The sequence below is a fragment of the Lentzea terrae genome, from assembly GCF_003265345.1.
In the GTDB taxonomy this organism is placed as follows: Bacteria; Actinomycetota; Actinomycetes; order Mycobacteriales; family Pseudonocardiaceae; genus Lentzea; species Lentzea terrae.
On sequence record NZ_QFWW01000001.1, the window covers coordinates 211,328 to 238,164 of the forward strand.

Below are 26,837 nucleotides of genomic sequence, written 5' to 3' on the forward strand. Positions count from 1 at the left end.
GCGGAGCTAGCTTATGCGCCATGACGCATGAAGCCGACACCCACGATCTGATCCGCGTGCAGGGCGCGCGGGTGAACAACCTTCGCGACGTCGACGTCGAGATCCCGAAGCGCCGCCTGACGGTCTTCACCGGCGTGTCCGGCTCCGGCAAGAGCTCGCTGGTGTTCGGCACGATCGCCGCCGAGTCGCAGCGGCTGATCAACGAGACCTACAGCGCGTTCATCCAGGGCTTCATGCCGACGCTGCCGCGCCCCGAGGTGTACCTGCTGGAGGGCATCACCACGGCGATCCTCGTCGACCAGCAGCGGATGGGCGCCGACCCGCGCTCGACCGTGGGCACCGCGACCGACGTGAACGCGATGCTGAGAATCCTGTTCAGCCGTCTCGGCACACCGCACATCGGCGGCCCGCAAGCGTTCTCGTTCAACGTCGCCTCGATCTCCGGCGCGGGTGCCGTGACGATCGAGAAGGGCGGCCAGAAGGTCAAGGAGCGGCGCGAGTTCTCCATCACGGGCGGCATGTGCCCGCGCTGTGAGGGCCGCGGGCAGGTCTCCGACATCGACCTCACCGAGGTCTACGACGAGTCGAAGTCGATCCTCGAGGGCGCGATCAAGGTGCCCGGCTACAACGTCGACAACCAGTGGACCGTGCAGACGTTCGCGCAGTCCGGGTTCCTCGACCCGGCCAAGCCGATCCGCAAGTACACCAAGCGGGAGCTGCACGACTTCCTGTACAAGGACCCGGTCAAGATCAAGGTCAACGGCATCAACCTGACCTACGAGGGCCTGATACCGAAGCTGCAGAAGTCGATGCTGTCCAAGGACCGCGAGGCGCTGCAGCCGCACATCCGCGCCTTCGTGGACCGCGCGGCGACGTTCGGCACCTGCCCCGAGTGCGAGGGCACGCGCCTGACCGAGGCCGCCCGGTCGTCGAAGATCAAGGGCGCGTCGATCGCGGACCTGTGCGACATGCAGATCAGCGATCTCGCCGACTGGATGCGCGGCTTGAAGGACAAGTCCGTCGCGCCGCTGGTCGACAAGCTCGTGCACACGCTGGACTCGTTCGTCGAGATCGGCCTCGGGTACCTGTCGCTGAACCGTCCCGCCGGGACGTTGTCCGGCGGTGAGGCACAGCGCGTGAAGATGATCCGGCACCTCGGCTCCGCACTGACCGACGTGACGTACGTGTTCGACGAGCCCACGATCGGGCTGCACCCGCACGACATCCAGCGGATGAACAACCTGCTGCTCCGCTTGCGGGACAAGGGCAACACCGTGCTGGTCGTCGAGCACAAGCCGGAGACGATCGCGATCGCGGACCACGTCGTCGACCTCGGTCCCGGTGCCGGCCGCAACGGCGGCACGATCTGCTTCGAGGGCACGCTGGCCGGGTTGCGCAAGAGCGACACGGTGACGGGGCGGCACCTGGACGACCGTGCCTCGTTGAAGGCCTCCGTGCGCAAGGCTTCCGGCGTGCTGGAGATCCGCGGCGCTGCCAAGAACAACCTGCGTGACGTCGACGTCGACATCCCGCTCGGCGTGCTGACCGTGGTCACCGGTGTCGCGGGCTCGGGCAAGTCGTCGCTGATCCACCAGTCCATGCCGAAGGACTCGGGCGCGATCGTGGTCGACCAGACGCCGATCAAGGGCTCGCGGCGGTCCAACCCCGCGACCTACACCGGGCTGCTGGAGCCGATCCGCAAGGCGTTCGCCAAGGCCAACGGCGTGAAGCCGGCCCTGTTCAGCGCGAACTCCGAGGGCGCGTGCCCGAACTGCAACGGCGCCGGCGTGGTGTTCACCGACCTCGGCATCATGGCGACGATCGAGTCGCCGTGCGACGTGTGCGAGGGCAAGCGGTTCGACCAGGCCGTGCTGGAGTTCAAGTTCGGTGGTCGCGACATCTCCGAGGTGCTGGCGATGCCGGTGTCGGAGGCCGTGGAGTTCTTCGGCGCCGGGGAGGCCAAGACTCCCGCTGCTCACGCGATCCTGTCGCGGCTGGCCGACGTCGGCCTGGGCTACCTGTCGCTGGGACAGCCGCTGACCACGTTGTCCGGTGGCGAGCGGCAGCGGTTGAAGCTCGCCACGCACATGGCGGACAAGGGCGGCATCTACGTCCTGGACGAGCCCACGACCGGCCTGCACCTCGCCGACGTCGAGCAGCTGCTCGGCCTGCTGGACCGGCTCGTCGACTCGGGCAAGTCGGTGATCGTGATCGAGCACCACCAGGCCGTGATGGCGCACGCCGACTGGATCATCGACCTCGGCCCCGGCGCAGGTCACGACGGCGGCAAGATCGTGTTCGAGGGCACGCCGGCCGACCTGGTGGCCGACCGGTCGACGCTGACCGGCGAGCACCTGGCGGACTACGTGGGTGCCCCGGCCCGGCGGAAGAAGCGCTGACGGGGTACGAAGTGTCATGGACATCTCGGCGTTCCTGGACCGCAAGCTGACCCGCAGGTTCGAGACCTACGACAGCGACCAGGACGGGTACATCGACCGCTCGGACTTCGAACAGGCCGCCGCCCGCACGACGGCGGCCTTCGGGCTGAGCGACGACGACCTGCGCGCCAAGCACTTCCACGAGCTGCTTCTCGGCCTGTGGGACCACCTCTGGGCCGTGACGGACACAAACGACGACGACCGCATCAGCCTCACCGAGTACAAGGCCGCGTTCGCGCAGGGGTTGCTGGAGCGGCCGGAGTCGTTCGACGACGGCTACGTGCCGTTCCTGGACGCGCTGCTGGCCGTCGCCGACCATGACGGCGACGGCTATCTGGGCGTGGACGAGTACGTGCGGTGGACCGGGGCGTTGCTCAACCTGCCCCGGTCCGTCGCCCGCACCGTCCACTCGCGACTGGATCACGACGGTGACGGTCTGATCAGCACCGACGACCTGCTGGCCGCGATCAGGGCGTACTACTTCTCGGAGGACCCGGACGGACCGGGTGCCTGGCTACTCGGCCCGCTCGACTGAGAACACGAAGTCCTGACGTGCCCTGGCGTCCACGGCCATCGGCAGCCGGATCCGACCCTCGTCGACCAGGCGTTTCACTGCTGGTCGGCTCAGGCCGAGTCCCTTGGTGAGCAGCTTCTCGACCCGGACCGGCGCCGGGAGCTCGAACCTGACGAAGACCTCGAGCGGATCTTTCGCGTCCTCGATGTCGTAGAACGGCAAGTCGGTGTTGAGCTCCCACGTGCCGGTCCAGTCGAGCCGGCGCTGTGCGTGCACCAGTTCGCGCACGATCGCCGGGTCGTTGTCCTCGAACCGCACCAGCCGCTCGTGGTCGAGCGCCTGGACGTGAACCCGTTCGTGGACGGGGATTTTCGACGTGCGGTCGCACCGCTCGCAGCCGATCAGCAACCAGACGTCCAGCTGTTTGCCGTTGGCGTTGACGCGGATCTTGCCGGTCGCGTGGTGCCGGGTGTGCCTGCAGTCGACGCAGGGCTTGACGACGGCGGGCAGGCCGAGTTCGCGGACGACCCAGAGCGACTTGTTTTCGGCATGGCAAATAGAACTCATGTGATTCGGTGATTCCCCAGGAGTCAGAGGCGTGCGGAAAAACCCGCACCGTCCACACGGGTGCGGGTCAGCTGCTCACTGGGTCAGGACCACATGGCCGTGACAATGGCCAACCGAGGGGTTCACCCGCAACGCAATTTCGAGCACATCGGCTCACGGTTCGCGACAGGTGGCTGGGAAACCCAGCCGGTCGACGGATGGACGCGCCGCGAGCGCACCGGTCAGGGTGATCACTCCAGACCTGGAGAGCACGGGAGATCCGGCTTGACGATGCTGCCCACCATCCAGCAGGTCCTCGACCTGGATGGCGTACGACGAGGCGAACCCGCGGTTCTCGCCGGCCTGCGCAATCTCGATCGGACCGTGCGGTGGGTGCACGTGGCCGGCGAACCGCGGTGCGGGGAACTCCTTCTCGTCACGGACAGCGCTGTGCCGCCGGACGGTGTGCAGTGGCTCGAACGCGTGGCCGCGACCGGCGTCGCGGGCGTCGTGGTCCAGACCGCCGGCGTGGTGCCGGACGAGCTGGTGCACGCGGCACAGCGGCTGGCACTGCCGCTGGTGCGGTTGGGGACCGACACCGGGCTGTCCCAGGTGACCGAGGCCGTCCTGGCGCTCGTGGCGGCGAGCCAGGTCACCGAGTCGCGCCAGTGCGAGGAGATCCACCGGCGGTTCACCGAGCTCACGAGGTCAGGGGCCGGTGCGTCGACCGTGGTCTCCCATGCGGCGGCCATGGCCAAGTGCCCGGTAGTGCTGGAGAACACCGCACATCAGGTCATCGCGTTCTCGCCGGCGGACGCGGATCTGGACGTCCTCGACGGCTGGGAGGCGTCGTCCCGGCAGATCGTCGTGAGTGGACAGACCGGTTACGACAAGGCGGGATGGCTCGTCACCCGCGTCGGCGCCGGAACGGCTGAATGGGGCCGGTTGCTGATCAGGTGCCCCGAACCGGCCACGGCCCAGGTGGTCCTCGCCGAGCGGGCAGCCGACGTGATCGCTCTGGCCCTGTTGGCGCACAAGGACGAAGATCCGCGGTTGCAGGCCCAGCACGCTCTGTTGACGGGCTTGGTGACCGGCGACATCCTGTCCGCGGCGTTCGCCGTCCGCGCCCGTGCGCTCGGAGTACCGCTGGATCAGTCGGTCGTGGTGGCCGTGGTCGTCCGCGGCCGATCTCCGCACGACCTGGCGACCAGGTTCGGCGACCTCCTCCAGGATCTGGTCTGCCTGCGCGCGGCCTTCGACGACGGCTCGCTGGGCATCCTGCTCGCCCTTCGACCGGACGACGACGTGCACGGGAGTCTGGTGCGGCTGGCGGAGGCCGTGCGGCGACGTGCGCCTGTGATCGTCGCGACGAGCGAGCCGGTGGCATCGGCGCAGGAGGCGCGCAAGGCGCTGTTGGAGGCGCAACAGGTGGCCGCGGCCGCGATTGGTGGCCGCTGGGACGTGCCGTACGTGAAACTACGTGATCTCGGGCTGCACGGGTTGATGCACCAGCTCCGCGACGACCCGCGGGTGCAGGCCCACGTCGAGCGGGAGCTCGGCCCACTGCTCAAGCCGGGGCACACCGACCTGATCGCCACCCTGAGGTCCTATGTGGACAGCGGTGGCAACAAGACCGACGCGGCCACGGCCACGAACCTGTCCAGACAGGCGCTGTACGACCGGCTGAAGCGAGTGAGCCAGCTGCTCGACGCGGACCTCGACTCGCCTCGAGTGCGGGCATCGCTGCACGCCGCGCTCTCCGCCCACGACGCGATCGGACATGGTTGACACAATGTCCAGCCGGAAATGGAATTCCACAGGATTGTCAATCACTTCGCCAGGATGAACCTTTTCAAAGCCTACTCCGTACTACCCAGAAAGAGCCCAGTCAGAAATTGGCGATCCGGGGAGTTCACGTGATTGTAGAAGAGCGCGTCGGTGTGAGTGCGATGGCCGTCGTCCGAGCCGACGGCGAGTACCGCCTGGTGGCCAATCGCCGCATCTCGAAGGGAGAGCTGCTGTTCACGATCGAAGGCGAGCTGACGACCGCACCGACTCGGTACACGGTGCAGGTCGGCCGCGACACACATGTCGACGTACCCGCCGAATATGACTTCGAAGAAATTCTCGATCGATTCTACTGGCGCTTCATGAATCACAGCTGCGACCCGACGGTTTTCGTCCGCGGGCGCGCGGTGATCAGTCTGAAACCGGTCGACTTCGGACAGGACATCACGTTCAACTACAACACCACCGAATTCGACATGGCAGAGCCCTTCTCCTGCCGATGCGGCAACGACAGGTGCACCGGCAGCGTCCGGGGCTACCGGCACGTGTCCGCTGAGGAACGCCGGCGGCTGCGCCCCTGGCTGGCCTCCCACCTGGCCGCGGGGTCGCGGTGACCGCTACCGTCCGGACCTCGACGGTCTCACTCGTCGACTTCTTCGACAGTGCCGCCCAGCAATGGCCGGATGCCATCGCTGTGGACGTGCCTCCCGCCGTTGACCGTCCGCGCCGCAGCCGGATCACGTACGCGGAGTTGCGGAACAAGTCCAGCGCGGTCGCAGAGGTCTTCGATCGGATGGTCGGCCACGGGCACGTCATTTCGATCATGCTGCCCCGCACGTCCGTCGCCCTCTACGTGTCGCAGCTCGCGGTCTTGAGGTCCAGGTCGGCGCACGTGTGTCTCGACCCCGCGTTCCCGGACGACCAGGTCCAGTTCATCCTGGCCGACTCCGGAGCGCAGGTGCTGGTCACCAACGCCGAGGGCGCCGAGCGGGCGCGGCGGATCGGCTTCCGCGGAGCCGTGATCAGGACCGACGGCCCGATCCCGCGGGTGCCCGTCGTCGACGCCCCGCGCGCGCCCGACGGCCTGGCTTACCTGATCTACACCTCCGGCACCACCGGCCGGCCCAAGGGTGTGATGGTCGGGCACGCCGGCATCGTCAACCTGATCAGCTCGGACCTGATGGAGTTCGGTCTCGGTCCCGGAGACCGGGTGGCTCAGGGCTCGTCGGCCGCGTACGACTCCTCGGTCGAGGAGGTGTGGATGGCCTTGGCGTCCGGCGCGACCGTGGTGGTGATGGATGACGAGACGGTCCGGCTCGGCCCGGACGTGGTGCCGTGGCTGCGCGACGAGCGGGTCACCGTGTTCTGTCCCCCGCCGACTCTGTTGCGGGCGGCCGCCTGCCCTGATCCGCAGACGGCGCTGCCTGATCTGCGGCTGCTGTACGTCGGCGGGGAGGCGTTGCCCGACGACGTCGCCGAACTGTGGTCGCGTGGACGGCGGATGGTCAACGGCTACGGCCCGACCGAGTGCACAGTCACCTGTTTGCGCCAGGACATCGTTGCGGGGCAACCGATCGCCATCGGCCATCCGGTACCAGGGGCGCGGGCGTGGGTGCTCGACGAGCAGCTCAGACCGGTCCCTCCGGGGCAGCAGGGCGAGCTGTGCATGTCCGGCATCGGCCTGGCGATCGGCTATCTCAACCTGCCGGAGCTGACCGCAGAGAAGTTCCCCGACCATCCGCTGGTGGGCCGGATCTACCGCACCGGTGACCTCGTGCACGCCGAGCCGGACGGGACGCTGTTCTACCACGGCCGGATCGACTCCCAGGTCAAGGTCCGCGGGTACCGGATCGAACTGGAGGCCGTCGAGACGGTCCTGGCCCGCTGTGACGGCGTGCGGGAGGCGGCATGCCGTGTCCAGGGTGAAGGTGCGTCACAGGCGATCGCGGCGCATCTCGTCGTCGTGGATCCGACGCGCCCGCCTCATGTGGAAAGTCTGCGAAGCAGGCTGCGGTCGGAACTTCCGTCCTACATGGTGCCGGCGCTGTTCGGTCTGATCGACGACCTGCCGCGCAGCGCGGGCGGCAAACTGCGCCGTGCCGACCTGCCGGTGCTCACGATGCCGGAGCGCCGCCGCCGTGGCCGCGGTGGCGGGAACGGGACGAATCCCGTCGAGAAGGCGATCGCCCTCGCGATGGGTGAGGTGTTCGACCTGGCTGACGGCGTCTCGCCGCAGGACGACTTCTTCGACGACCTCGGTGGCACGTCGCTGCAGGCGGCGATTCTCATCTCCAAGCTCCGGGCCGACCCCGCCACCGCGGCCATCACGGTGCGGGACGTCTACGAGGCGCGCACCGTCAGCGCGCTGGCACGGCGCGTCAACCCGCAAGGGCAGGCAGCACAGGAGCCGGCGCCCGAGCCCGTGGTGGCGTCCGCCCGTGACGCGGCCGCGGTGACCGCCGAACAGTCGTGGTGGCTGTTGCTGGAACTCGTTCTCCTCGCGCCCCTGGCCTACCTGGTCACCTTCGAGTTCCTGCCGTGGCTGGCGCGCCTGATCGGCCTGCTGCCGCTCGTGCTGGTCGTGCCGATCCTGCTCGCCCCGCTGAGCCTCGCCTGGACGCCGATCTCCGTGGTGATCGCCGTTCAGGTGAAGAAGATCCTGATCGGCCGCTACCAGCCCGTGCGCGCGCCGGCATGGGGTGATCTGCGCGTCCGCATGTGGATCGTGCAGCACGTCGTGCGCATCATCCCGTGGCGAAGCATTGCCGGGACGGAGTTCCAATGCATGGCGCTGCGCGCCCTCGGTGCCAGGATCGGCCAGCGCGTGCACATCCACCGCGGCGTCAACCTGACCCAGGGCGGATGGGATCTGCTGGACATCGGCGACGACGTGACGCTGAGCCAGGACGCGCACCTCGGCCTCGTCCAGTTCGAGCACGGACAGATCGTCGTCGGTCCGGTCCGGATCGGGGACGGAGCCACGCTGGACACCCGCGCGAGCATGGGTCCGGGTTCCCGGATGGGGCGCGACTCCTGGCTCGCCGCGCTGTCGTCACTGCCGTCCGGAAAGTCCCTTCCGGACGGTGAGATGTGGGACGGCGTGCCCGCCCGGCCGGTGGGTCCGGCGCCGCGGCCACCGCTCCCCGCACAGGAGGGCAGCCTCTTCTCCCCCGTTCTGCACGGTGTCGCGATGATGCTGTCCAGGACACTGCTCGTCTGGGTGCTGTCCCTCCCGGCCACCGCGGTGGCGATCGGCGTGATCCTCCACTACGGGCTCACGTTCGACTCGCTGCTCGTCGTGCTCACGAACCCGTTGTCCTACCTGAACTTCTTCGGTGTGGTCGCGGCACTGACCTGCCTGACCCTGATGCTCACGATCGCGCTGGAAGCCCTGGTGGCGCGGGCGTTGGGCCGGGTGACGGAGAAGGTCATCAGCCGCTGGAGTCCCGCGTACATCCGGATCTGGCTGAAAACCGGGCTGGTCGACTCCGCCAACAAGTGGCTGTCCGGCGGCCTGTACTGGCCGACCTGGCTGCGCTGGGCCGGTATGAAGGTGGGCCGCGGCTGCGAGATCAGCACGATCATCGACGTGGTCCCCGAGCTGGTCCACATCGGACCCGGCACGTTCTTCGCCGACGGCATCTACCTCGGCGGCCCGCGAGTCCACCAGGGAGCGGTCACGCTGGCGGAGGTCCACATCAGCGAGCGAACCTTCGTGGGCAACCACGCGGTCATCGCCGGCGGGCAAAGACTGCCGGCCGACATCCTGATCGGGATCAGCACCGTGGCCGACGACAAGACCGTGCGACCGGGCAGCTCGTGGTTCGGGCATCCTGCGTTCGAGCTGCCACAACGGGAGATCGTCCAGGTCGACCGAGCGCTCACCCACGAGCCCTCGCTGATCCGGCGGATCAACCGGCTGTTCTGGGAATGGCTGCGGTTCACCCTGCCCATCGCCCCGCTGGCCGTCCTGACCGTGTGGTTCTGGGGTGTCGCGTTCGCAGCGAGAACCTTGCCGTTCACGGTTTTCCTGACCGTTGGCGTCGCGGCGGTGACGCTGGGCGTCGCGTTGCTGCCGTGCCTGATCGTGCTGGCGATGAAGTGGCTGCTGCTGGGCAAGGTTCGACCTGGCGTCCATCCGTTGTGGTCGTGCTGGTGCAGCCGGTGGGACTTCCTGTACGTCGCCTGGGGTGTCATCGCCAGTGGCACTCTCGCCGCCCTCGAAGGCACCCTGCTGCTGGCGGTCTACCTGCGCCGGATGGGCATGAAGATCGGCAAGCGCGTCGTGCTCGGCGACGGGTTCGCTCAGGTCGTCGACCCGGACATGCTCCAGTTCGACGACGGTGCCACCGTCAACGCCATGTTCCAGGCACACACCTTCGAAGACCGCGTCCTGAAGATCGACCGAGTCGTGGTGGGAGCGAACTCCACCTTGGCGCACGGCACTGTTCCGTTGTACGGCGCGGACATCGGTGAGGGTGCGTACGCCGCGACCCACAGCGTGGTGATGAAACACGAACACCTGCTGCCGCACACGCGTTACGAAGGTGCACCGACTCGAGCGCAGGCATGACCGCCCCGGTGCGGTCAGAACCGCTGTTCGATCTCCTTCACCGCGGCCGCCGCGATCTCAGCGGCGGCCCGCCGCGGCGAAGGAGCTTCGATGACCTCGCGGACGAGGCGGCGCATGTTCGTGGCGATCTTCGCGAACGCGGACTCCGCGGTGGCCTCGATGTCACCGAACAGCGTCCACCACCACCAGGAGTTCGTGGCGGAGTTCGCCACGACGTCCGGGATGACCAACGCATCGATCAGGGCTTCCGCTTCTGCCGTCACCGGCATGTTCGCGGCTTCGACGATCAGCTTGGCGCGCACGGACGTCACGTTGCCCGCGTTGATCGCGTAGCTCGTCGCGGCCGGGACCAGGACGTCCGCCTCGACGTCGAGCCACTTCTCGCGGTCGAGCTGGAGGTCAGCGGGCCGCAGCTGCGTGCGGTCGATGCCGGCGTGCGCATCCCGGGACAGCAAAAGGGTTTCCACGTCGAGGCCGTCAGGGTTGGCTACTACACCGTGGACATCAGCCAGCCCGACGACCTTGACGCCCGCCTGTGCGAGGTAGCGGGCCGTGGCGCCGCCCATCGAGCCGAAGCCCTGCACGAACACGGTGGGGTTCTGAAGCTGAAGGTGCTCGATGCCGGCCAGCGCGGCTTCCGCGACGCCGTAGCCGCCGACCAGTTCGTCCAGGCTGACGCCGTCGACCGTGACGTTGAAGGCGTCCGCGAGACGTTGGCGGGCCTTCTGCTCGTCGTCCAGCAGCGGGTACACGGCCTGGATCGACGACTGCAGGCCGATCTTCGCGATGGCCCGGTCGATGGTCGACTGCCGGAGCCCGAGGTCCTCCCCCATCGTCCAGAACCGCTCGATGTAGGGAGACATGGCGAACAGGTACGCCGTGAGGACCTCTTCGGCCCGCGGGTCGTACGGGTCGAAGTCGATGCCGCCCTTCGCGCCCCCGAGCGGCACGTAGCGCGCCTCGGGGTCGTAGTTGAGGGCCTCCTTGGCGGTCATCCCCTCGGCCAGTCCGCGCACCTCGTCGAGGGTGCAGCCGGCCCGCATGCGCAGGCCGCCGCTGCTCACCCCGCGCACCAGCCGGTCGATGACGAGGTAGCCGCGCGCCTGCGTGGCCGGATCGGTCCAGGTGACCTGGAGATAACTCATCGCCTACACCCCTTGACTTCAGCCTATGACCGCGGTCACATGGTCCGGCCAAATAACTGACTGACGACTCAGTTAATCATCTGGAGGGCCCGTGAGCGAGGTACAGCCTCTCAGCGGCAACTGGCTCAGCGAACGCACCCACCTGCGCAAGTCACTCCGCCGGGTGGACGTCACGTTCTACCTGCTCTGCACCCTCGTCGGCCTGGACACGATCGGCAGCGTGGCCGCCAACGGGCCGCAGGGCCTCGTCTGGATGGTGATCCTGGCGGTGGTGTTCTTCCTGCCGTACGGGTTCCTGACCACCGAGCTGGGCACGGCGTTCCCGATCGAGGGCGGCCCGTACGTGTGGACCAAGCTCGCGTTCGGGCGCCTCGCCGCCGGGATCAACCAGGTCCTGTACTGGCTGTCCAACCCGCTGTGGCTGGGCGGCACGCTGTCGATCATCGCGGTGACGACGTTCGAGACGTTCTTTTTGCCGTTGGGCATGGTGGGCAAGCACATCGCGGGCCTCGTGTTCATCTGGATCGGCGTGCTCGCCGTGGCGGCGTCGTTGCGGATCGGCAAGTGGGTGCCCATCGCGGGCGCGTTCGCGCGGATCGTGCTGCTGGGCTTCTTCACGCTGTCGGTGGTGGTCTACGCGGTTCGCAACGGCGTGCAACCGTTGTCCGGCGGGGACTTCGTGCCGACGTGGGCCGGGTTCGTGGCGCTGGTGCCCGTGCTGATCTTCAACTACGTCGGGTTCGAGCTGCCCTCGACCGCGACGGAGGAGATGACCGACCCGCAGAAGACCGTGCCGTTCGCGATCCTGCGGGCGGGCATCGCGTCGTTCCTGTTGTACGGCGGGCCGATTCTCGGGATTCTGCTGGTGGTGCCTGCCTCCCAGATCCAGGGGCTGGGCGGGTTCATCGACGCGGCCAAGCAGGTGATGACCGTGTACGGCGGATCTGTCGCTGCGGACGGAACCGTGACGCTGACCGGTGCTGGCGCCGTACTGGGCACCGTGTGCGCGGCCGGGTTGATCATCGGCGTGCTGACTTCCGGTGTCTCGTGGGCGATCGGCGCACACCGGGCGCAGGCGGTCGCGTGTGCGGACGGCGCCGGGCCTGCGTATCTGGGTCGTCTGTCTTCTCGCTACGGCACGCCGTTGCGGGTGAACGTCCTTTCCGGACTGCTGGCGTCCGTCGTGCTGGTGACGGCGTTGAACCTGACGGGCGGCAACTCCGAGAAGTACTTCACCGCCGGGCTCGCGCTGGTGATCTCGACGACGTTCATCAGCTACCTGCTGACGTTCCCGTCGATGCTGGTGCTGCGGCGTAAGCTGCCCGACGCGGTCAGGCCGTTCCGTGCTCCTTTTGCGTTGCTGACAACGGTTCTGACGACCGGACTGGTGGCGTTCACCGTGGTCGTGCTGATCTGGCCGGTGGAGCTGCCTGCCGCTTTTGCCGGCGAGCGGACGGCTTACACGTTGTCGCAGGTGGTTCCGCTGCTGATCGTGATCGGCATCGGTTTCCTCTTCTACGCGCTGGGTGCGCCTACCCGTGCGTTGGACCGGGAACTGCACCGGGACTTCATTTCGACATCTGGATGAGGAACTCCGCGTTGCTCCCGGTCTTGCGCAGTCCTTCGAGAAGCACGTCGATCTCGCGCTCGGCCATGGCCCGGCGCATCACGTCCGTGATGGCGAGCTCCTGCGGGGAGACCAGCAGCTCCGCCTTGCGCGTACTGGACTGGTGGAGGTCGACCGCCGGGTAGACCCGCTTCTGGGCTGCCTTGCGGTCGAGCTTCAGCTCGGCGTTGCCGGTGCTCTTGAGCTCCTCGAAGATCACCGTGTCGGCCAGCGACCCGGTCTCGACGAGCGCGGTGGCGAAGATCGTGAGGCTGCCACCTTCCTCGATGTTCCTTGCGGCACCGAGAAACTGCTTCGGCGGAGTGAGCGCTGTCGAGTCGACGCCGCCGCTGAGGATGCGGCCGCCGTTGGGCGCGGCGAGGTTGTACGCGCGGCCAAGACGCGTGAGCGAGTCGAGCAGGATCACGACGTCCTGCCCGTCCTCGACGAGCCGCTTGGCCCGTTCCACGGCCAGTTCCGCGGTGGCGACGTGCTCCCTGGGGTGCTCGTCGAACGTGGAGGTGAACATCTCGCCCGGAATGCTCGTCCGCATGTCCGTGACCTCTTCGGGCCGTTCGCCGACGAGCGCGACGATCAGGTGGCACTCGGGGTTGTTCTTGGCGATGGCCTGCGCGATGTGCTGCAGCACAATGGTCTTGCCGGCCTTGGGAGGCGCCACGATGAGCGCCCGCTGCCCCTTGCCGACGGGCATGACCAGGTCGATGGTCCTGCTGGTGAGCTCGTACGGGTCGTGCTCCAGTCGCAGTCGCTCGTTGGGGTAGAGCGGCGTCAGGTCCGCGAACCTGGGCCTGCGGTGGGGCTTGCGCCCGTTGACGGTGTCGACGCTGACGAGCCGGTCGCCCTGTGCCTCGCCGCTGATCTGGTCGCCGCGGCGCAGGTCGTGCTGCTTGACGAGGCTCTGCGGAACTTGCGGCCCGTCAACGAGAAATGCCTTCTTGTTGCGTATGTCGAGTACACCGATGTGCATCGGTCTGTCCTTTCAGGAGGGTTGCTTGAATGGCGCCTCGTCGACTCCGCACGCAGGGTGTGGTGGAGGAGAGCGCTGCAGATGCGTTCGGAGGCATCTGATGTGGGTCCGCCAGCGTGAGAAACTGGGGATGTGCACTGCGGACTTCGGATGGTCCAGCAGCTGGTCGGAACTTACGTGCGCTCGGTGCGCACCGCCGGTTACAAACGGACTGTAGCAGACAACGTCGAGAGCGCGCTTGTTATTCCGCGCACTTCTTCCACGACAGCCGGAACGTCGTGGTCACGCTGGAGTCGGTCGAGTCCATGGTCATGAAGCTGGCCGTGCCCTTGCCGTTGACCTTCAGCTCGGCCTCGATCGTCAACGGCTTGCGGTCCTTGCACGGCCCGTGGACGACGCCGTCCGGCCGGTCGGTGACGTGCCAGTTGTCGCTCATCGGCGCCTGATACGTGTGCCTGCTGTGCCGCGTCGGGAACCCCGGGAAGTGGTAACTGTTGCGCGCGGTGCCTTTCGCGCCGTCGGTGAGGTGCGCGAACCCGCGGAAATCCGTCGCCGCGATGCCGTACGTGTACCCCGGCACATGGTTGATCCGAAGCGCGATCGTGCAGCTCTTCTTGGCCTCACTGCCGTTGCCCTGCACCAGGAAGTCGCTGTACGTCACCGTGAACGCCTCGTTGTCCTGCGACATCGCGACGGTCGTGGTGTTGGCACGACAGCCGGTGCCGCTGACGCTCACCACCTCGACCGTCACCGGGCCGGGAGGCGGGACGAGCGAAGCCAGCAGTGCCACCACAGCCAACATCGAGGCCTCCTCACGTCGCTGTGGGAGAACCTATCGGGCTCGGCAATCACGCAAACGGACGAGCAGAGCCCGCGCGTCCTCCCGCATCAGCTCGCTCCACCGGGCGAGATCGCGTGCGGCGCCGCGCCGCACGTGCCACGGCGCGGTCTCGTCCCACGCCACCGCCCGCGCGATCACCGATCCCACCTCCCGCTGATCCCGCCGCATCTTCACCAACGCACGCGCACAGCGCATCCGCACCACGGGGTTCGGCTCACTCATCCCCATCGCCTGCAACGACGACACCACCCGAGCCGAGTCGATTCCACCAATACGCCGCAACACCTGCACGCGCCGCATGGGATCCGCTTGCTCAACCAGTCCGGTGAGAACGGTCAACGCCTCGGCGCGGGCGGACCTCTCAGCCTGGTGGAGGATCACGGCCGCCTTCGCTCGTGTCAGGGCCGGGAGCTGGGAATCAGCGATCATCGCACGGGCAGCCAGTGCCGCGCGTCTTCTTCCCGTCGCGCTGAAATCGGTCAAGTGCCCGGCCGCCCGGACACGCATCGCCGGCCGCTCTCTCGGGTCGGTGGCAACCTTCTCGAGCACCTGCACGCCAGCGGCTCGGTCTTCGGGCGTGCACAGCCCGAGCCTCCACGCCGCCCGAACGCGTGCGGTGACCAGCTCGCCGGCGTCATCGCGGACCCCACGGACAACGTCCAGCTTGCCGGCAGTGAACTGACCATCGATGCGCCGCCACGAAGGTGTAGCGCACAGGACCTCTTTCGCAGCGGCGCTCAGTTCCGCGTTGATGTGGTCCAGCAGGCGTGCGGCTGCGTACCGCACCCGGAACGGCAGACTCTCGTCCTCGACCTCGGTAACCGCCTCGTCGTGCACGCGCCACCAGTGCGCCTGACCCGTTTCCGCGAGAGCCGACCGCGCGGCTCGTCCCTCGATGCGCTCGAGAACCGCGACCGACTCGGACTTGAAGACGCACGACACCCCGAAGAGCGCGACCGCGGCCCTCGCGCGTTCTCCGGAAGTGGTCTCCGGTGCCGCGATGACATCGCGGATCTCCGCGACAACCTCGTCGCGCAATGGCAGGTCGTCCCACTGGTCACGGGACGGCACCCGGTTGTCGATCGGGATCGAGCGATCGTGCAGCCGCGAACGCTCCAGATCGGTGCGCACCCGGCGAGGCAGCGTGGTGATCAACATTCGCCACGCCTTCGCGCTCACGTCCGGACTGCGCAGAATCCCGGCCACCGCCCGCTCATAGCGTGGCGTTAGCGGACGCAGCAGCATGTGCAGCCGCTCCAGCACCTGCGCGCGCTCCTCCAACGGGATGTTCGGATCCTCCGCGAGACGCCACTGGGTCGCCATCGACGACGCGCTCTTCCTCCGATCGAGCTGGGCGAGCCGCAAAGCCGCACTGCCGCGTTCATCGGCTGGTGCGTTGCCGTTGTCGATCACAGCCTGCAGTGAGCCGGTCACCTCGTCCAGTGCGGACTTCTCCACCAACACCAGGTAGTAGAGCGCCCACTGCCATGTCCAGTAAGGCAGCAAGTCGTCCTTTACCAGTCGGCGCAGTTCGGCGCGGTCCCCGAGCACGGCAGCAGCCATGATCAGGTCCATCGAGATGAGCGCGCCACCGGTCAGCTGAGCACGAAAACGGCCTGCCATGTCAACATTTGCCGAGCGCAGCTCGCTGACAAGGCTCTTCAGCTTGTCGAACTGGAAGTAACGCGTCGTGGTCACGAGCAGATCCGCGGCACTGTCGAGATGCGTCGGACGCCGGGAGGCCAGGAGCACGGCCGCCTCGGCCCGCGCGTCGCGAGCGAGGCCGGGGAAGGCCACCAGACGTTCCAGAGCCGTCAGCACGTCCTCGTCGTCGCCGTGTCCCAGCTTCTCCAGCGCCAGCACGGCTTTCCACGCCCGCTGGACCGAAGTCCGTTCGTCGGTGAGGACTTTCCGCAGCGCTTCCGCCAGCACTCGGCGCGGGCCAGGTCCGGTGGAGGCGTGATAGGAGACGACGTAGGGAAAGTCCGTGATCATCGTGGTCCCGGTGATGATCTGACGCAGTTCCTCGGCCGACTCCCGCTCGAAACGGCCGCCGAGCGCGCTGAGCCCGTTCGCGGCGGTGATCCGGATCCGCATCGATCGCCGCACGCCACGAGCGGCTGTTCGCAGAATGTCCGCGGCTTCCTCTGACCGGCGGCCGTCCTGCGCCGACACCGCGGTGGCCAGGTCGAACATCACGTCTCCGGCCGCTTCCGGCGACCGGGCGCAGTCCAGGAGCGCCTCCAGCGCCTCGTCACCGGCTCCGGTCCGGACGAGCTCTCGGTAGGCACCAGGCATTGCCAGCGGCCGCAGGTGTGCGATCACCCGCGGGTGGTGGTCCGGTCCCGACCTGATGAGCGTGTTGGCAGCGCGGCAACGGACGTCGGCGTCCACATCTGGGTCGGCGAGCAGATCGTGCAGAGCCCGCAGCGCTTGTTCTCGGTAGGGCTCGCCGAGATCCACGAGTTCGTCGAGGACGGTGACGTGATCGTGGGAGCCGAGTGGTGCGCAGGCACCGGACAAGGCGGCCGCCGCTTCGTCGCGAAAGGCTGGACCGACCTTTCCGATGGCAGCCGCCGCACGCCGGACGTTGTTCCAGTTCTGGTGGCGTTCACTGATCATCTGCCGCAGGCCGGCGAGCGCGACCTCGCGGTGCGGCCCGTACGTGACCAGGTGACCGAGCAGGACCGAGCGGTCCAGATCGCGGACCGCACTGCCGACGAACGCGGCTGTCAGCTCGCCTGCCGTCTTCCTGTGGTCTGGTCCCAGCTCACCCAAGGCCCTTGCCGCGGCGACCCGGCCGTAGGCATCCCGGCGCGGTTCGGTGAGCCGCGCGGTCAGTTCGGCGGCCGCCAGGTCGAGGTGGGTTGAACTGATCGAGGCCAGGCCGAGCGCGGCGTCGGACCACACGAAGTAGGTGGACGCCGGACTGCGCAGCAACGCGAGGAAGTGGCCGGCGCAGACGTCCGCGAACTCCGGACCGATCTCCAGCAGGCCGGTCGCAGCTTCGACGACGTGCTGTGGCGGTGCGTCCACATCGGACAAGGTTCGGGTCAGGACCCCGATCGCGAACGTGCGTGCTTCCCCGTCGAACGCGGCCAGGATCACGGCGGCAGCGCGGACCGATGGACCAGAGGCGTCGAGATCCGCGAGCACCGCGCGGAGCCCGCGCTCAGCGGCTTCGCGTTCGCTGGTTCCGCACTGCGCCAACGCTTCCGCCGCCATGAGCCGGTCCGGCACCGAGGCCTGTGGCTCATCCACCAGGTCGTGCAGGAACCGGACGGCATCTGGTGTGTGCGGGCCGCGGACGCGCACCGCCAGTGCCGTGGCGGCCTCCGCTCGTGAGCTCCAGGGCGCGTCGGCACAGTTCATCAGGCGGATCAGCCACCGAGCCAGGCCCGGGAACCGGGTGGCGCGCGAAGCCTCGGCGAGGATGTCGGCTGCGTGGTAGTGCGTGGTCATGGCCCAGTCCCAGACGGTCGCGAAGAACGCCTCCGTTCTGGCTGCCGAAGCCGGCAGGTGGTGGGCCAGCAGGCGACCCGCGAGGAGGTGCTCGCCACCGGTGCCCTGCTGCAGCCAGTCCAGCAGGCGGTCGGCTTCACACGGGTGCAGCCGGGCGTGGTGCAACAGCACGGCTCGGGCGAAGCGGCCCGCGTCATGGGCGTCGGCGGCGTGCAGCAGATCGGCGAACACGGTGGGACAGAACTCGTCGGGCAGTTCGCGGGCGCAGGACGTCGCGGCGAGGTGTTCGGCGAAGCTGTGGTGCAGGAAGGCGAGGTCCTCGCCGCGCAGGACGAACGGGCCGACCGAGAGCAGGTAGTCGGTCAGTTGTTCTTGCCACGACGTTGAATCCGGGACCTCGTGCCGAGTCACCCAGGTGCGCGCGGCGTGGACGAGCGAGGTCTCGGTCTCCAGACGGGTGCGCGCCAGGTGCTCCAGGAGTTTCTCGCGGTCGAAACGGTCCGGCTGGTCGCGACGGATGTGCGCGAGATAGGTCTCGTAGAGGGAGTACTGGTTGCCGGGCAACGGTTGTGCGCTGTACTCACCGAAGATGATCGCGGCGATCGTGGCCAGCAGCGGGACCTGGACGAGTTCGTCGAGGTGGGCTTCGCGGATCTGCCGGAGGAACCGTTGTGCGTCGGCTTCGGGGAACCAGTTGGCAGCGAAGCGTCGCAGCGCCACAGAGTCGAAGGGCTGCAACTCGTAACGGACCGCGCCGATGCGGTGCAGCGGGGCGAGGGCGCCGCCTTCGGTGGGACGGGTGGTGAGCAGGATTCGGTAGGTTCCGTCCGATGCCCAGGCCGCGAGGGCGCTGACCAGGCGCAGACGCTGGCCGGTGTCGGCGACCTCGTCCAGTGCGTCGACGATCAGCAACCAGCGGCAACCGACCGCGCGGCCCGTGAAGAGGTCCCGGTCGACCGGTTCGCGCAGGAGCGGGCCGTACTCCGCAGCCGCGCTGTTCGCCAGCGCTTGGGCGAACGGCACGTCGAGGTGGGCGGCGAGGGTGCGGGCGGTGATCTTGAGCGGGACGACCGGTTCGGACAGCGGAGCTTCGTCGCGCCGCGTCCAGTGCCCGGCGATGTCCGCAGCCAGGCGCAGGGCCAGGGTGGACTTGCCGAGGCCGGGGCCGCCGGTGACGACGAGGTGCGCGTCGCCGTCGAGAGCCTCGTTCACCCTGCGGGACGGCGGGCGGACGGTGATCCGCACGACCGGACGGGCCGGAGTCTCGATCAGTCTGCCATCGTCGTCGAGTACTGGACCCTGGCGTGGTTGTTCGGGTTCCTCGACCGCGCTGCCGAGGTCCTGGCGGACGTAGACGGTGTCCAACGACGGTTTGCGCGCGCCCGGCAGGCGGTACGGGCTTTCGTGCGCGGCCTGAATCTGCGCCCACAGCAACGACCGGATCTCCGGCGGTGGCTGCTCCGCCTCAGCCCACGTCCGCGGCGTCGCGAAGGTGGGTCTGGGCTCCTTGCCCGTGTGGAGGTGCACGTCGCCGTGGACGTTGTTGGCCTGGAACACCGTGCCGATGACATCGCCTGTGGTGAAGTCCAGGTCGTCGTGCGCCATCGGGGGATGGTCCCACGAACCGGCCGTGCATTTTGTGCCAAATCAAGGACGTTATCCGCCCGCCAGATCCCCCACCACGTGCAGCACGGTCGGCCGATCGGCGGTGAACGCCTTGCGCAACGCGGACGCGAACCTGTCCTCGTCGTCCACGGTCAGGCCATGGCAGTTGAGCCCCTTGGCAACGCGAGCGAAGTCGACGCCGGGCAGGTTCACGCCGTGAACGGGTTCGCTGCGGTCCACCATCTCCCGCCGGATCTCACCGTATCCACCGTTGTCACAGATGATCACCGGTAGAGCAAGGCGTTCCTGGGCCGCGGTGGCGAGTTCGGGAAGGGTGAACATCACACCGCCATCACCGTGCAGCGCAACGACTTGGCGGTCCGGCGCGCCCATCTTGGCGCCGATGGCCGCCGGCAGGCCGTAGCCGAGCGTGCCGAACCCGGTGGGGTACAGGAAGCTGGCCGGGCCCTCCAGCGGCAGGTTCGACAAAGTGCCGTAGTAGCAAGCCATTGCGCTGTCGGCGGCGACGATGGCGCCCGCTGTCAGGACTTCCTGCATGGCTTCGACCAGCGGGAGCCAGGTCGCGCCTTGGGAACGGGCGTGCTTGCGGAAGAGCTTTTGCCAGCGTGCGGCGCGCTTTGCCGCTTCCTGGCCGCCGTTGCCCTTGCCGAGACGTTGGTTCAGGGCTGTGACGGTGGCCTCGGCGTCGCCCACGAGGCGGTAGTCCGGGAGGGCGTTGGTGATCATCTGGGCCGGGTCGACGTCGATGCGGATCAGGTCGCCGGGGAACTTCAGCGGGCCGTTCCAGAGGTCGGTGGAGGCCAGTTCGGTGCCGATGGCCAGGACCACGTCGCACTCGGCCACGAACTCGGCCACTGCCTTGTGGTGCAGGCCCGCGCCGATGGAGAGCTGGTGGCGTTCGGAGAAGGTGCCCTTGCCGTTGGCGGTGGCGACCACCGGGGCGCCGAGGCGTTCAGCGAGGGCGGTGATCTGCTCGGCCGCGCCCTTCGCGCCGCCGCCGATGATCAGGCCTGGGCGCGCAGCGGAGTTGAGGCGGCCTGCTGCTGCGGCGATGGTGACGGCGTCGGCCGCCGGGTGGGCGACGAGGACCGGGGGCACGTCGCTGACCTTGTCGGTGGCGTCGATGAGGTCGAGCGGGATTTCCAGGTGCGCCGGGCGGGGGCGGCCGGAGGTCATGTGCGCGAAGGCTTGTGCCACGGCCAGTGGGATTTCGGCGACGCTGTGCACGCGGTTGGAGTAGCCGATGGCGGCTTCCAGGGCGGCGCTCTGGTCGCGCACCTCGTGCAGGGTGCCGTTGCCGCGGCCGGGGTGCTTCAAAGGCATGCCCGGCGAGATGAGCAGCACTGGCACGGAGTCGGAGTACGCCTGGGTCACCGCGGTCATGGCGTTGAGCACGGCCGGGCCACTCGTGGTGAGGCAGACGCCGACCTTGCCGGTGACGCGGGCGTAGCCGTCGGCGGCGAAACCGGCGCCCTGCTCGTGGCGGGGCGTGACGTGCTTGACGTCGTGCTCGGCCAGGTAGCGGTAGATGCCGAGGTTGTGGGTGCCTGGGATGCCGAACACCAGCTCGGTGCCGTGCGCGACGAGTGCGCGCACCAGCGCGTCACCCCCGCTGATGCGAGGAACGGTCATGCTCATGCCACGCAGAGTCCGCTCGATTTGTTCAACGTGTCCCCCGAAGGGATGATCAGCGCGTCGACGGCCAGCACGCCGTCTGGCCCCACGCGCACGGGGTTCAGCTCGATCTCGGCCAGGTCGGGTCTGGCCGCGAGCGTCGCGGAGACCTGGGCGATCACCTCGGCCAACGCTGCCACGTCGACGGGCGGCGCGCCACGCCGGCCGGACAGGAGCGGGGCAGAGATGAGGCGTGCCAGCATGTCCCGCGCTGTGGCGGGGGTCACGGGCGCGAGCTCGAGCGCGGTGTCCTTGAACAACTCTGCGTGGATGCCGCCCGCCCCGACGAGGATCACTGGGCCGAACGAGTGGTCCCGTTTCGCGCCGATGATCAGTTCGACGGTGTGCTCGCGCGTGTCCATCTCCTCGAGGACGTACGTGCCGGAGCCGAGCCTGGTCTCCATCTCCTCGAAGGCGGTGGCCGGGTCGGTGAGGTCGAGCCGGACGCCACCGTGCTCGGTCTTGTGGGCCAGCCAGTCGGCTTTGAGCGCGTACGGGCCGTGCAACGTGGTCGCCTTGACCTCGGCGGCGCTCGTGACGGCGTGCGCCTTGGGGAACCTGACGAAGCTGAGCAGCTCGCGGGCGGCGAGGTAGCCGGACCGGAACGGCAGGCTCGCGCAGGGGTCCCCTCCGAAGGGGTCCCCTGATTCAATTCTCCCAGCCACCCCTGACAATTCCGGGCCGCTCAACAGTCCGGCGGCCGATCGGGACAGCGCTCCGAGACGGGCCGCGTGACCGAGCGCAGCCACGGAACGCTCGATCGTGTGCTGCACCGGCACGCCGCCGGCCCTGAGCTTGCGCACCGCCGCGGAGTCCGCGCACATGCTGTGCACGGTGATCAGGACGCCGGTTTCCCTTGCCAGGGCACAGATCTGCGCGGCGACCTCGACCTCTTCCGAGGCCAACGACGGCGTGTCCGCTCCGTAGCTGCCGAAGTAGCCGGACAACACGACGGTGTCGACCTCACCTCCGCGCGCGAGAGCGTCGATCCGGCGGGCGTAGTTCCGGAGGTCCTGCTCTCCCGCGCCGGCCAGGTCGATCGGCCGGACAGGCACCGACAGCCCGGCCTGCACCGCCAGGTCCGCCGCGATCGCACCCTGCCCACCGGAATCCGAGATGATCCCGACCCTGCGCCCGCCCGGCACTCCCGAAGACAACACCGCCGCCACGTCCACCAGCGCGGCCGGCGTCGTCACCCGCACCGCACCGGCCCGTCTGCACGCCGCGTCCACAACGTCCAAAGAGGACGTGAGCGCGCCGGTGTGCGAAAGAGCGGCTTCCTGCGCGGCTCTCGACGAGCCAACCGTCAGCAGCACCACCGGTTTCCCGGCCGCGCGCAGCTCCGACATCGCCGTGACGATCCCCGGCCCGAAGCTCTCCAGATAGAGCCCCACGACCGTGGTCAGTTCGTGCGAACCCAGCTCCAGCAACGCTTCCGTCGCCGTCACGTCGGCCTGGTTGCCGACCGACACGAACCGCGACACCCCGAGTCCGGACTCGGCCGCGAGCCCCGCGATCTCCAGGCCGACCTGCCCGCTCTGCGACACCACGCCCAGCGAACCGGGCTGGAACTCGCCCCAGGCCAGGTGCAACGACGTCGCCGCGTCGAACACGCCCAGGCAGTTCGGCCCGAGCAGGCGCGCCCCGGCCTCCCGGATCCGCCCGATCACGCGATCGTCGATGCCCGCGGTGATGCCGACGAACCCGCGCACGCCAACTGCCAAAGCCTCGTCCACCACTGCGGGCACGTGCGCGGCAGGCACCGCCAGTACGACAAGCTCAGGCGCCTCGGACAGTTCCGACAGCGACCGCACGGTGGGCTGCGAGAGAACCGAGCCGCCGCCGTGGTTCACGAGGTGCACGGCCCGGCGGTCGCGCCCGGTCAACGCACCGCGCGCCAGCCAGTGGCCCCACTTGGCTGGGTCGTCGCTGGCACCGACGACCGCGACGGACGAGGGATCGGAGAAGATCATCTCGCACCGAGGCCGCGGGAGATGATGAGGCGCTGGATGTCCGAGGTGCCTTCCTCGATCTCCTCGAGCTTGGCGTCGCGCATCCAACGCTCGACGGGATATTCGCGCGAGTAGCCGTAGCCGCCCAAGGTCTGCACGGCGGCGTGCGTGCACCACATCGCGTTCTCCGAACCGACGAGCTTCGCCATCGCCGACTCCTGCGCCACGGCGTACCCCTCGTCGTACAACGTCGCCGCGCGCACGGTCAGCAGGTGCGCGGTGTCGACGCGCGTGGCCATGTCCGCGAGCCGGAACGCCACCGCCTGGTGCTGGACGATCGGCACGCCGAACTGCACGCGTTCCCGCGCGTAGTCGGTCGCGAAGTCCAGCGCCGCTCGCGCCAGCCCCGTGGTGGCCGCGCCGATGAGGATGCGCGAGGCGTCGAACGTGCGCATCAGGCCCGCGAACCCCTGGCCTTCCTCGCCAAGACGATTCTCGACCGGCACGCGCACGTCGTCGAGGAACACCTCGGCGTTGACGATCGCGCGCTGGCCCATCTTCTGGAACGGCGGCCCGACCTTGAGGCCGTCGGTGTCGCGCGGCACCACGAACGCCGTGACACCCTTGGCGCGCTTCGCCGGGTCGACGGTCGCGAAGATGACGAAGTACTCGGCGTAGGGCGCGTTGGAGATCCAGGTCTTCTGTCCGTTGAGGACGTATTCGTCGCCATCTCGTTTGGCCGACGTCTGGATGCTCGCCGCGTCCGACCCGCTGCCGGGCTCGGTGACGGCAACGGCGGTGAGCGGCGGTTTCTGAGTCCCGAGTGGACTGAGGAAGCGCTCTTGCTGCTCAGGCGTGCCGAGGTGCTCGATCGGAGCGCTGAAGAAGCCGTTGGACGTGACCAGGTTGCCGATGCCGATGTCGCCGTGGCACAGCTCCTGCTGCACGAGCACCTGGGTGAGCAGGTCGGTGACGCCACCGCCGCCGAACTTCTCGGGGATCATGAAGCTCGTCAGCCCGAGCCGCGCCGCCTTCTCCCACACGTCGAGCGGCGACTCGGTGTCGGCCTCGTCGACGGCGCGCCCCCGCGGACGGATCTCCTTGGCGGCGAACTCGCGAGCCAGCTCGACGAACTGCTCCTGTTCGGCCGTGAGCCGCAGGCCGTCCCGGACGGTCCGCCCCATCTCGCACTCCTAAATTGACTGACGAATCAGTTATTCACGATCCATCGGGCAGCCTAGTTGTGTCAAGACGCATCGGAAGTGCGCGAACGGGTGACTGTTAGCGTCCAGGGGTGGAGATCGTTGATGGTCCGCGAATCGTGTCCAAGCCAGAGATCCACTATGTCGGCATCCGGGTGACGACCCCGTTCGGCGGCATGCTCGCCGTGCGCAACTCGTTGCTGGACGAGCTCGCCGCCGCAGGCCCCGGCCTCCTCTTCCACCGGCTGCACGTGATCGACATGAACGGGCCGATGGACATGGAGGTCGGCCTGGTCGACGGCCCGCCCACCGAGCAGGCGCGCCCCGGTGTGCTGCCGGCCGGGCGGTACGCGAGCCTCACGTACGTCAACCACGCGCGCCAGGCGAACAAGCTGCTGCTGGAGTGGGCGCGCGACCACGGGCACGCGCTGGACCGGTGGGACGGGTCGGCAGGTGACCACTTCGCGTGCCGGTACGAGGCGTTTCTGACCGATCCGCGGGTGGAGCGGATGAAGACGAAGTGGCAGGTGGAGTTGAACATCCGGCTGGCGGACGCATGACGGACTGGCTCACCCGGTATCGGAACGGGCAGCGCGACCAGGTGTGGCACGAGCTGGGCCTGCTCGGCGGTGAGTCCGGCCGGATCGACGAGGCACGAGCCGTCTGCGACGAGATGGCGCAGCGCGCGCGGCAGAACGTCGAGGCCATCGTGGAGCGGCTGACCGAGGACGGATTCCGGTTCCACGACAACAACGACGCGCAGACCCCGGCAACGCCCCACACGCCGCCCACCGACGACGCGGCCGCGCACGTCGCGTGGCTGGAACAGCACATCGGCTCCGTACCTCTGACGCTGTCGTCCTGGGTGCGGATCGTCGGCGATGTGTGGCTCGTCGGCACGCACCCGGAGTGGCCCACCTCGGCCGGCGCCGATCCGTTGGTGATCGAGGTCGAGGGGTCCCGCTACCCCGGCTCGTCGATGCGGAAGTTCGTCGAAGAGGAGTGGAACGAACGGGACGACTCCGAGCCGTTCGTGCTCGTGGTGGCGCCGGACCAACTCCACAAGGACAACGTCAGCGGCGGCTCGCCGTACGGAATCGTCCTGCCCGACGGCGGCGCGGACGGCCTGTTCTGGCAGGAGGGCGTCACCACGCCGTTCGTCTCCTACCTGAACTGGGCCTTTCAGAACGGCGGTTTCCCAGGGCCCGACGATGACGGACAGCGGATCAGGGACCGCCTGGCCCAGGACCTGCTGCCACTCTAAAAGGTGCCCCGCACGAACAACCCGGGCGTCTCGGCGGCCGGCTTCTCCCACCGAGTCGCGTAGTGGTCGAGGAAGATCTGCCCGACCAGCTCACCCCGCGTCCGCACCCCGGTCTTGTCGAAAATGGACTTGAGGTGGTCCTGCACGGTGTACGGCGACATGCACAGCGCCTTGGAGATCTCCTTGGTAGGACGACCCTGGATGCACTGCATCGCCACCAGCGCTTCGCGATCGGTCAACCCGTACGCCAGCGCCACCACGGGCGCCACGTCCTGCGGTGTGGCGGGATGGATGATCACCGCAGTGCGACCGTCAGAGCCAAGACGCGTGCCGTACAACAGCAACCAGGTTCCTGAGCGCGTGCGGACGCGGGCGCGCGCGGCCAGTTCGAGCGGATCCGTGCCGGGCGGAATGACGCGAGCACGAGCGGCGACGGACTGCACGATCTTCGACGAGCTCGGCACGTCGGGTGCGGGGTCCTCGACGAGCTCGCCGATCCAGCGTTCCGCGGCCGCAGAGGTCGACTCGGCGTTGCCGTCCGCGTCGAACACCACGACGCCCGGCCCCCAGTCGACCCGAGGACCCGACAGCGAGGCGGCGATGGTGCGCCGCAGACCGGTGGCGATCGAGGACGACAACGCCGCCAGCGCCGCCACCTCGGCCTCGGTGAACCACGGCTGGTCCGCGTGGCGCAGGAAGGCCGCCGCTCCCCAGTAGATGCCGTCCGCCACGAGCGAGACGCGCAGCTCGTCGCCGAAGCCGTGCCCTTGCTGCGAGCGGTGCCTGGCCGAACGGGTGAGGTCGCCGTGGGTGTCGATGCTGATCGCCCCGGCGATGCGGCCGCTGTTGGCGAGGAACGACCACTTGTTGACGTCGTCGACCACGTACTCGTGGTGGGCCAGCCACGATCCGGAGCAGCCGACGTCGCGGTTGACCGTGCCGGTGAACAGGATCGTGCCGGGGTCCACCGTGTGCCAGCAGTAGGCGTCGAACGGGATGAACGGCCGGACCGCCTCCGCGACGTCCGCCGTGAAGTCGACCCAGTTCAGCCGGCTCGCGTCGATGCGCGCGATCTCGGCACGCATTCGAGACGCCACGCGTCGGAGACTACGCCGCACACGCCACCGCGACACCCCCAGAAATCTGGCCCTCACCTGCGGCGATCACCCAGCGTTCTGGGATGGTGGACGCCACCGCAGGCGCCGCAGGCTCGACCCC

17 protein-coding genes are annotated in these 26,837 nt (G+C 68.5%); 8 read left to right on the forward strand and 9 right to left on the reverse strand.

The annotated features are described in order from the left end of the window. The first annotated feature begins 20 nt into the window (after positions 1 to 20). Together DI276_RS00945 and DI276_RS00950 are read left to right on the forward strand one after the other, a co-directional pair. Positions 21 to 2,399, forward strand: coding sequence for an ATP-binding cassette domain-containing protein (locus tag DI276_RS00945; protein WP_112261320.1), 2,379 nt, complete (start codon positions 21 to 23; stop codon positions 2,397 to 2,399). Between the two features lie 16 nt (positions 2,400 to 2,415). After that, on the forward strand, positions 2,416 to 2,973 hold the full coding sequence (locus tag DI276_RS00950) for an EF-hand domain-containing protein (RefSeq protein WP_112261321.1): 558 nt from the start codon (positions 2,416 to 2,418) through the stop codon (positions 2,971 to 2,973). Here DI276_RS00950 and DI276_RS00955 read toward each other — a convergent pair. Next, positions 2,953 to 3,519 (reverse strand): DUF1062 domain-containing protein, encoded by a 567-nt coding sequence (locus tag DI276_RS00955; protein ID WP_112261322.1) that lies wholly within the window; start codon positions 3,517 to 3,519, stop codon positions 2,953 to 2,955. The two genes, DI276_RS00950 and DI276_RS00955, sit on opposite strands and share 21 nt — an antisense overlap. 270 nt (positions 3,520 to 3,789) lie before the next feature. Between DI276_RS00955 and DI276_RS00960 the strand changes: the two genes are divergently transcribed. The 3 genes from DI276_RS00960 to DI276_RS00970 all read left to right on the forward strand — a co-directional run bounded on the left by DI276_RS00960 (position 3,790) and on the right by DI276_RS00970 (position 9,859). Next, positions 3,790 to 5,286 (forward strand): PucR family transcriptional regulator, encoded by a 1,497-nt coding sequence (locus tag DI276_RS00960; RefSeq protein ID WP_232836413.1) that lies wholly within the window; start codon positions 3,790 to 3,792, stop codon positions 5,284 to 5,286. A 128-nt stretch (positions 5,287 to 5,414) separates the two neighbouring features. Then, positions 5,415 to 5,900 carry an SET domain-containing protein-lysine N-methyltransferase gene (locus DI276_RS00965; protein ID WP_232836365.1) on the forward strand — a complete coding sequence of 162 codons (486 nt, stop codon included), beginning with the start codon at positions 5,415 to 5,417 and terminating at the stop codon, positions 5,898 to 5,900. After that, entirely contained in the window at positions 5,897 to 9,859 is a 3,963-nt protein-coding gene (locus DI276_RS00970) for a non-ribosomal peptide synthetase (RefSeq protein ID WP_112261325.1), read from the forward strand. Before DI276_RS00965 ends, DI276_RS00970 begins: the two co-directional genes overlap by 4 nt. A gap of 14 nt (positions 9,860 to 9,873) precedes the next feature. On the opposite strand, the gene DI276_RS00975 is transcribed toward DI276_RS00970, so the two are convergent. Further along, positions 9,874 to 11,004: a Glu/Leu/Phe/Val dehydrogenase dimerization domain-containing protein gene (locus DI276_RS00975; RefSeq protein WP_112261326.1), complete on the reverse strand. Its 1,131-nt coding sequence runs from the start codon at positions 11,002 to 11,004 to the stop codon at positions 9,874 to 9,876. Between the two features lie 91 nt (positions 11,005 to 11,095). Here DI276_RS00975 and DI276_RS00980 point away from each other — a divergent pair, with 91 nt between their 5' ends. Beyond that, entirely contained in the window at positions 11,096 to 12,592 is a 1,497-nt protein-coding gene (locus tag DI276_RS00980) for an APC family permease (protein ID WP_112261327.1), read from the forward strand. Here DI276_RS00980 and rho read toward each other — a convergent pair. The 6 genes from rho to DI276_RS01010 all read right to left on the reverse strand — a co-directional run bounded on the left by rho (position 12,573) and on the right by DI276_RS01010 (position 24,337). After that, entirely contained in the window at positions 12,573 to 13,598 is a 1,026-nt protein-coding gene (gene rho / locus DI276_RS00985; RefSeq protein ID WP_112261328.1) for a transcription termination factor Rho, read from the reverse strand. The genes DI276_RS00980 and rho overlap by 20 nt on opposite strands. 241 nt (positions 13,599 to 13,839) lie before the next feature. Beyond that, complete coding sequence (locus DI276_RS00990; RefSeq protein WP_112261329.1) at positions 13,840 to 14,400, reverse strand: DUF4360 domain-containing protein; 561 nt, start codon at positions 14,398 to 14,400, stop codon at positions 13,840 to 13,842. Positions 14,401 to 14,430: 30 nt separating this feature from the next. Then, entirely contained in the window at positions 14,431 to 19,506 is a 5,076-nt protein-coding gene (locus tag DI276_RS00995; protein ID WP_112261330.1) for a hypothetical protein, read from the reverse strand. A gap of 51 nt (positions 19,507 to 19,557) precedes the next feature. Continuing rightward, positions 19,558 to 21,165 carry a thiamine pyrophosphate-binding protein gene (locus DI276_RS01000; RefSeq protein WP_198680389.1) on the reverse strand — a complete coding sequence of 536 codons (1,608 nt, stop codon included), beginning with the start codon at positions 21,163 to 21,165 and terminating at the stop codon, positions 19,558 to 19,560. Then, positions 21,162 to 23,174 (reverse strand): acetate--CoA ligase family protein, encoded by a 2,013-nt coding sequence (locus DI276_RS01005; protein WP_112261332.1) that lies wholly within the window; start codon positions 23,172 to 23,174, stop codon positions 21,162 to 21,164. The genes DI276_RS01000 and DI276_RS01005 overlap by 4 nt, the downstream gene beginning before the upstream one ends. Beyond that, the gene (locus DI276_RS01010; RefSeq protein ID WP_112261333.1) at positions 23,171 to 24,337 is read right to left on the reverse strand and encodes an acyl-CoA dehydrogenase family protein; all 1,167 of its coding nucleotides are present in this window, start codon (positions 24,335 to 24,337) and stop codon (positions 23,171 to 23,173) included. The genes DI276_RS01005 and DI276_RS01010 overlap by 4 nt, the downstream gene beginning before the upstream one ends. Before the next feature lie 137 nt (positions 24,338 to 24,474). Between DI276_RS01010 and DI276_RS01015 the strand changes: the two genes are divergently transcribed. Then, positions 24,475 to 24,915, forward strand: coding sequence for a hypothetical protein (locus tag DI276_RS01015; RefSeq protein WP_112261334.1), 441 nt, complete (start codon positions 24,475 to 24,477; stop codon positions 24,913 to 24,915). Then, positions 24,912 to 25,619 carry a hypothetical protein gene (locus DI276_RS01020; protein ID WP_112261335.1) on the forward strand — a complete coding sequence of 236 codons (708 nt, stop codon included), beginning with the start codon at positions 24,912 to 24,914 and terminating at the stop codon, positions 25,617 to 25,619. Before DI276_RS01015 ends, DI276_RS01020 begins: the two co-directional genes overlap by 4 nt. Here the strand turns inward: DI276_RS01020 and DI276_RS01025 are convergent. Next, entirely contained in the window at positions 25,616 to 26,716 is a 1,101-nt protein-coding gene (locus tag DI276_RS01025) for a helix-turn-helix transcriptional regulator (RefSeq protein ID WP_198680390.1), read from the reverse strand. The two genes, DI276_RS01020 and DI276_RS01025, sit on opposite strands and share 4 nt — an antisense overlap. Between the last annotated feature and the right edge of the window lie 121 nt (positions 26,717 to 26,837).

What these genes read in the sequence shown, in the direction of transcription:
- DI276_RS01005 (WP_112261332.1), bottom strand. Translation starts at nt 23,174, where the DNA reads ATGATCTTCTCCGATCCCTCGTCCGTCGCGGTCGTCGGTGCCAGCGAC.
- DI276_RS00990 (WP_112261329.1), bottom strand. Translation starts at nt 14,400, where the DNA reads ATGTTGGCTGTGGTGGCACTGCTGGCTTCGCTCGTCCCGCCTCCCGGC.
- DI276_RS00995 (WP_112261330.1), bottom strand. Translation starts at nt 19,506, where the DNA reads ATGGCGCACGACGACCTGGACTTCACCACAGGCGATGTCATCGGCACG.
- DI276_RS01000 (WP_198680389.1), bottom strand. Translation starts at nt 21,165, where the DNA reads ATGAGCATGACCGTTCCTCGCATCAGCGGGGGTGACGCGCTGGTGCGC.
- DI276_RS00950 (WP_112261321.1), top strand. Translation starts at nt 2,416, where the DNA reads ATGGACATCTCGGCGTTCCTGGACCGCAAGCTGACCCGCAGGTTCGAG.
- DI276_RS00975 (WP_112261326.1), bottom strand. Translation starts at nt 11,004, where the DNA reads ATGAGTTATCTCCAGGTCACCTGGACCGATCCGGCCACGCAGGCGCGC.
- DI276_RS00945 (WP_112261320.1), top strand. Translation starts at nt 21, where the DNA reads ATGACGCATGAAGCCGACACCCACGATCTGATCCGCGTGCAGGGCGCG.
- DI276_RS00955 (WP_112261322.1), bottom strand. Translation starts at nt 3,519, where the DNA reads ATGAGTTCTATTTGCCATGCCGAAAACAAGTCGCTCTGGGTCGTCCGC.
- DI276_RS01020 (WP_112261335.1), top strand. Translation starts at nt 24,912, where the DNA reads ATGACGGACTGGCTCACCCGGTATCGGAACGGGCAGCGCGACCAGGTG.
- DI276_RS00960 (WP_232836413.1), top strand. Translation starts at nt 3,790, where the DNA reads ATGCTGCCCACCATCCAGCAGGTCCTCGACCTGGATGGCGTACGACGA.
- DI276_RS01010 (WP_112261333.1), bottom strand. Translation starts at nt 24,337, where the DNA reads ATGGGGCGGACCGTCCGGGACGGCCTGCGGCTCACGGCCGAACAGGAG.
- rho (WP_112261328.1), bottom strand. Translation starts at nt 13,598, where the DNA reads ATGCACATCGGTGTACTCGACATACGCAACAAGAAGGCATTTCTCGTT.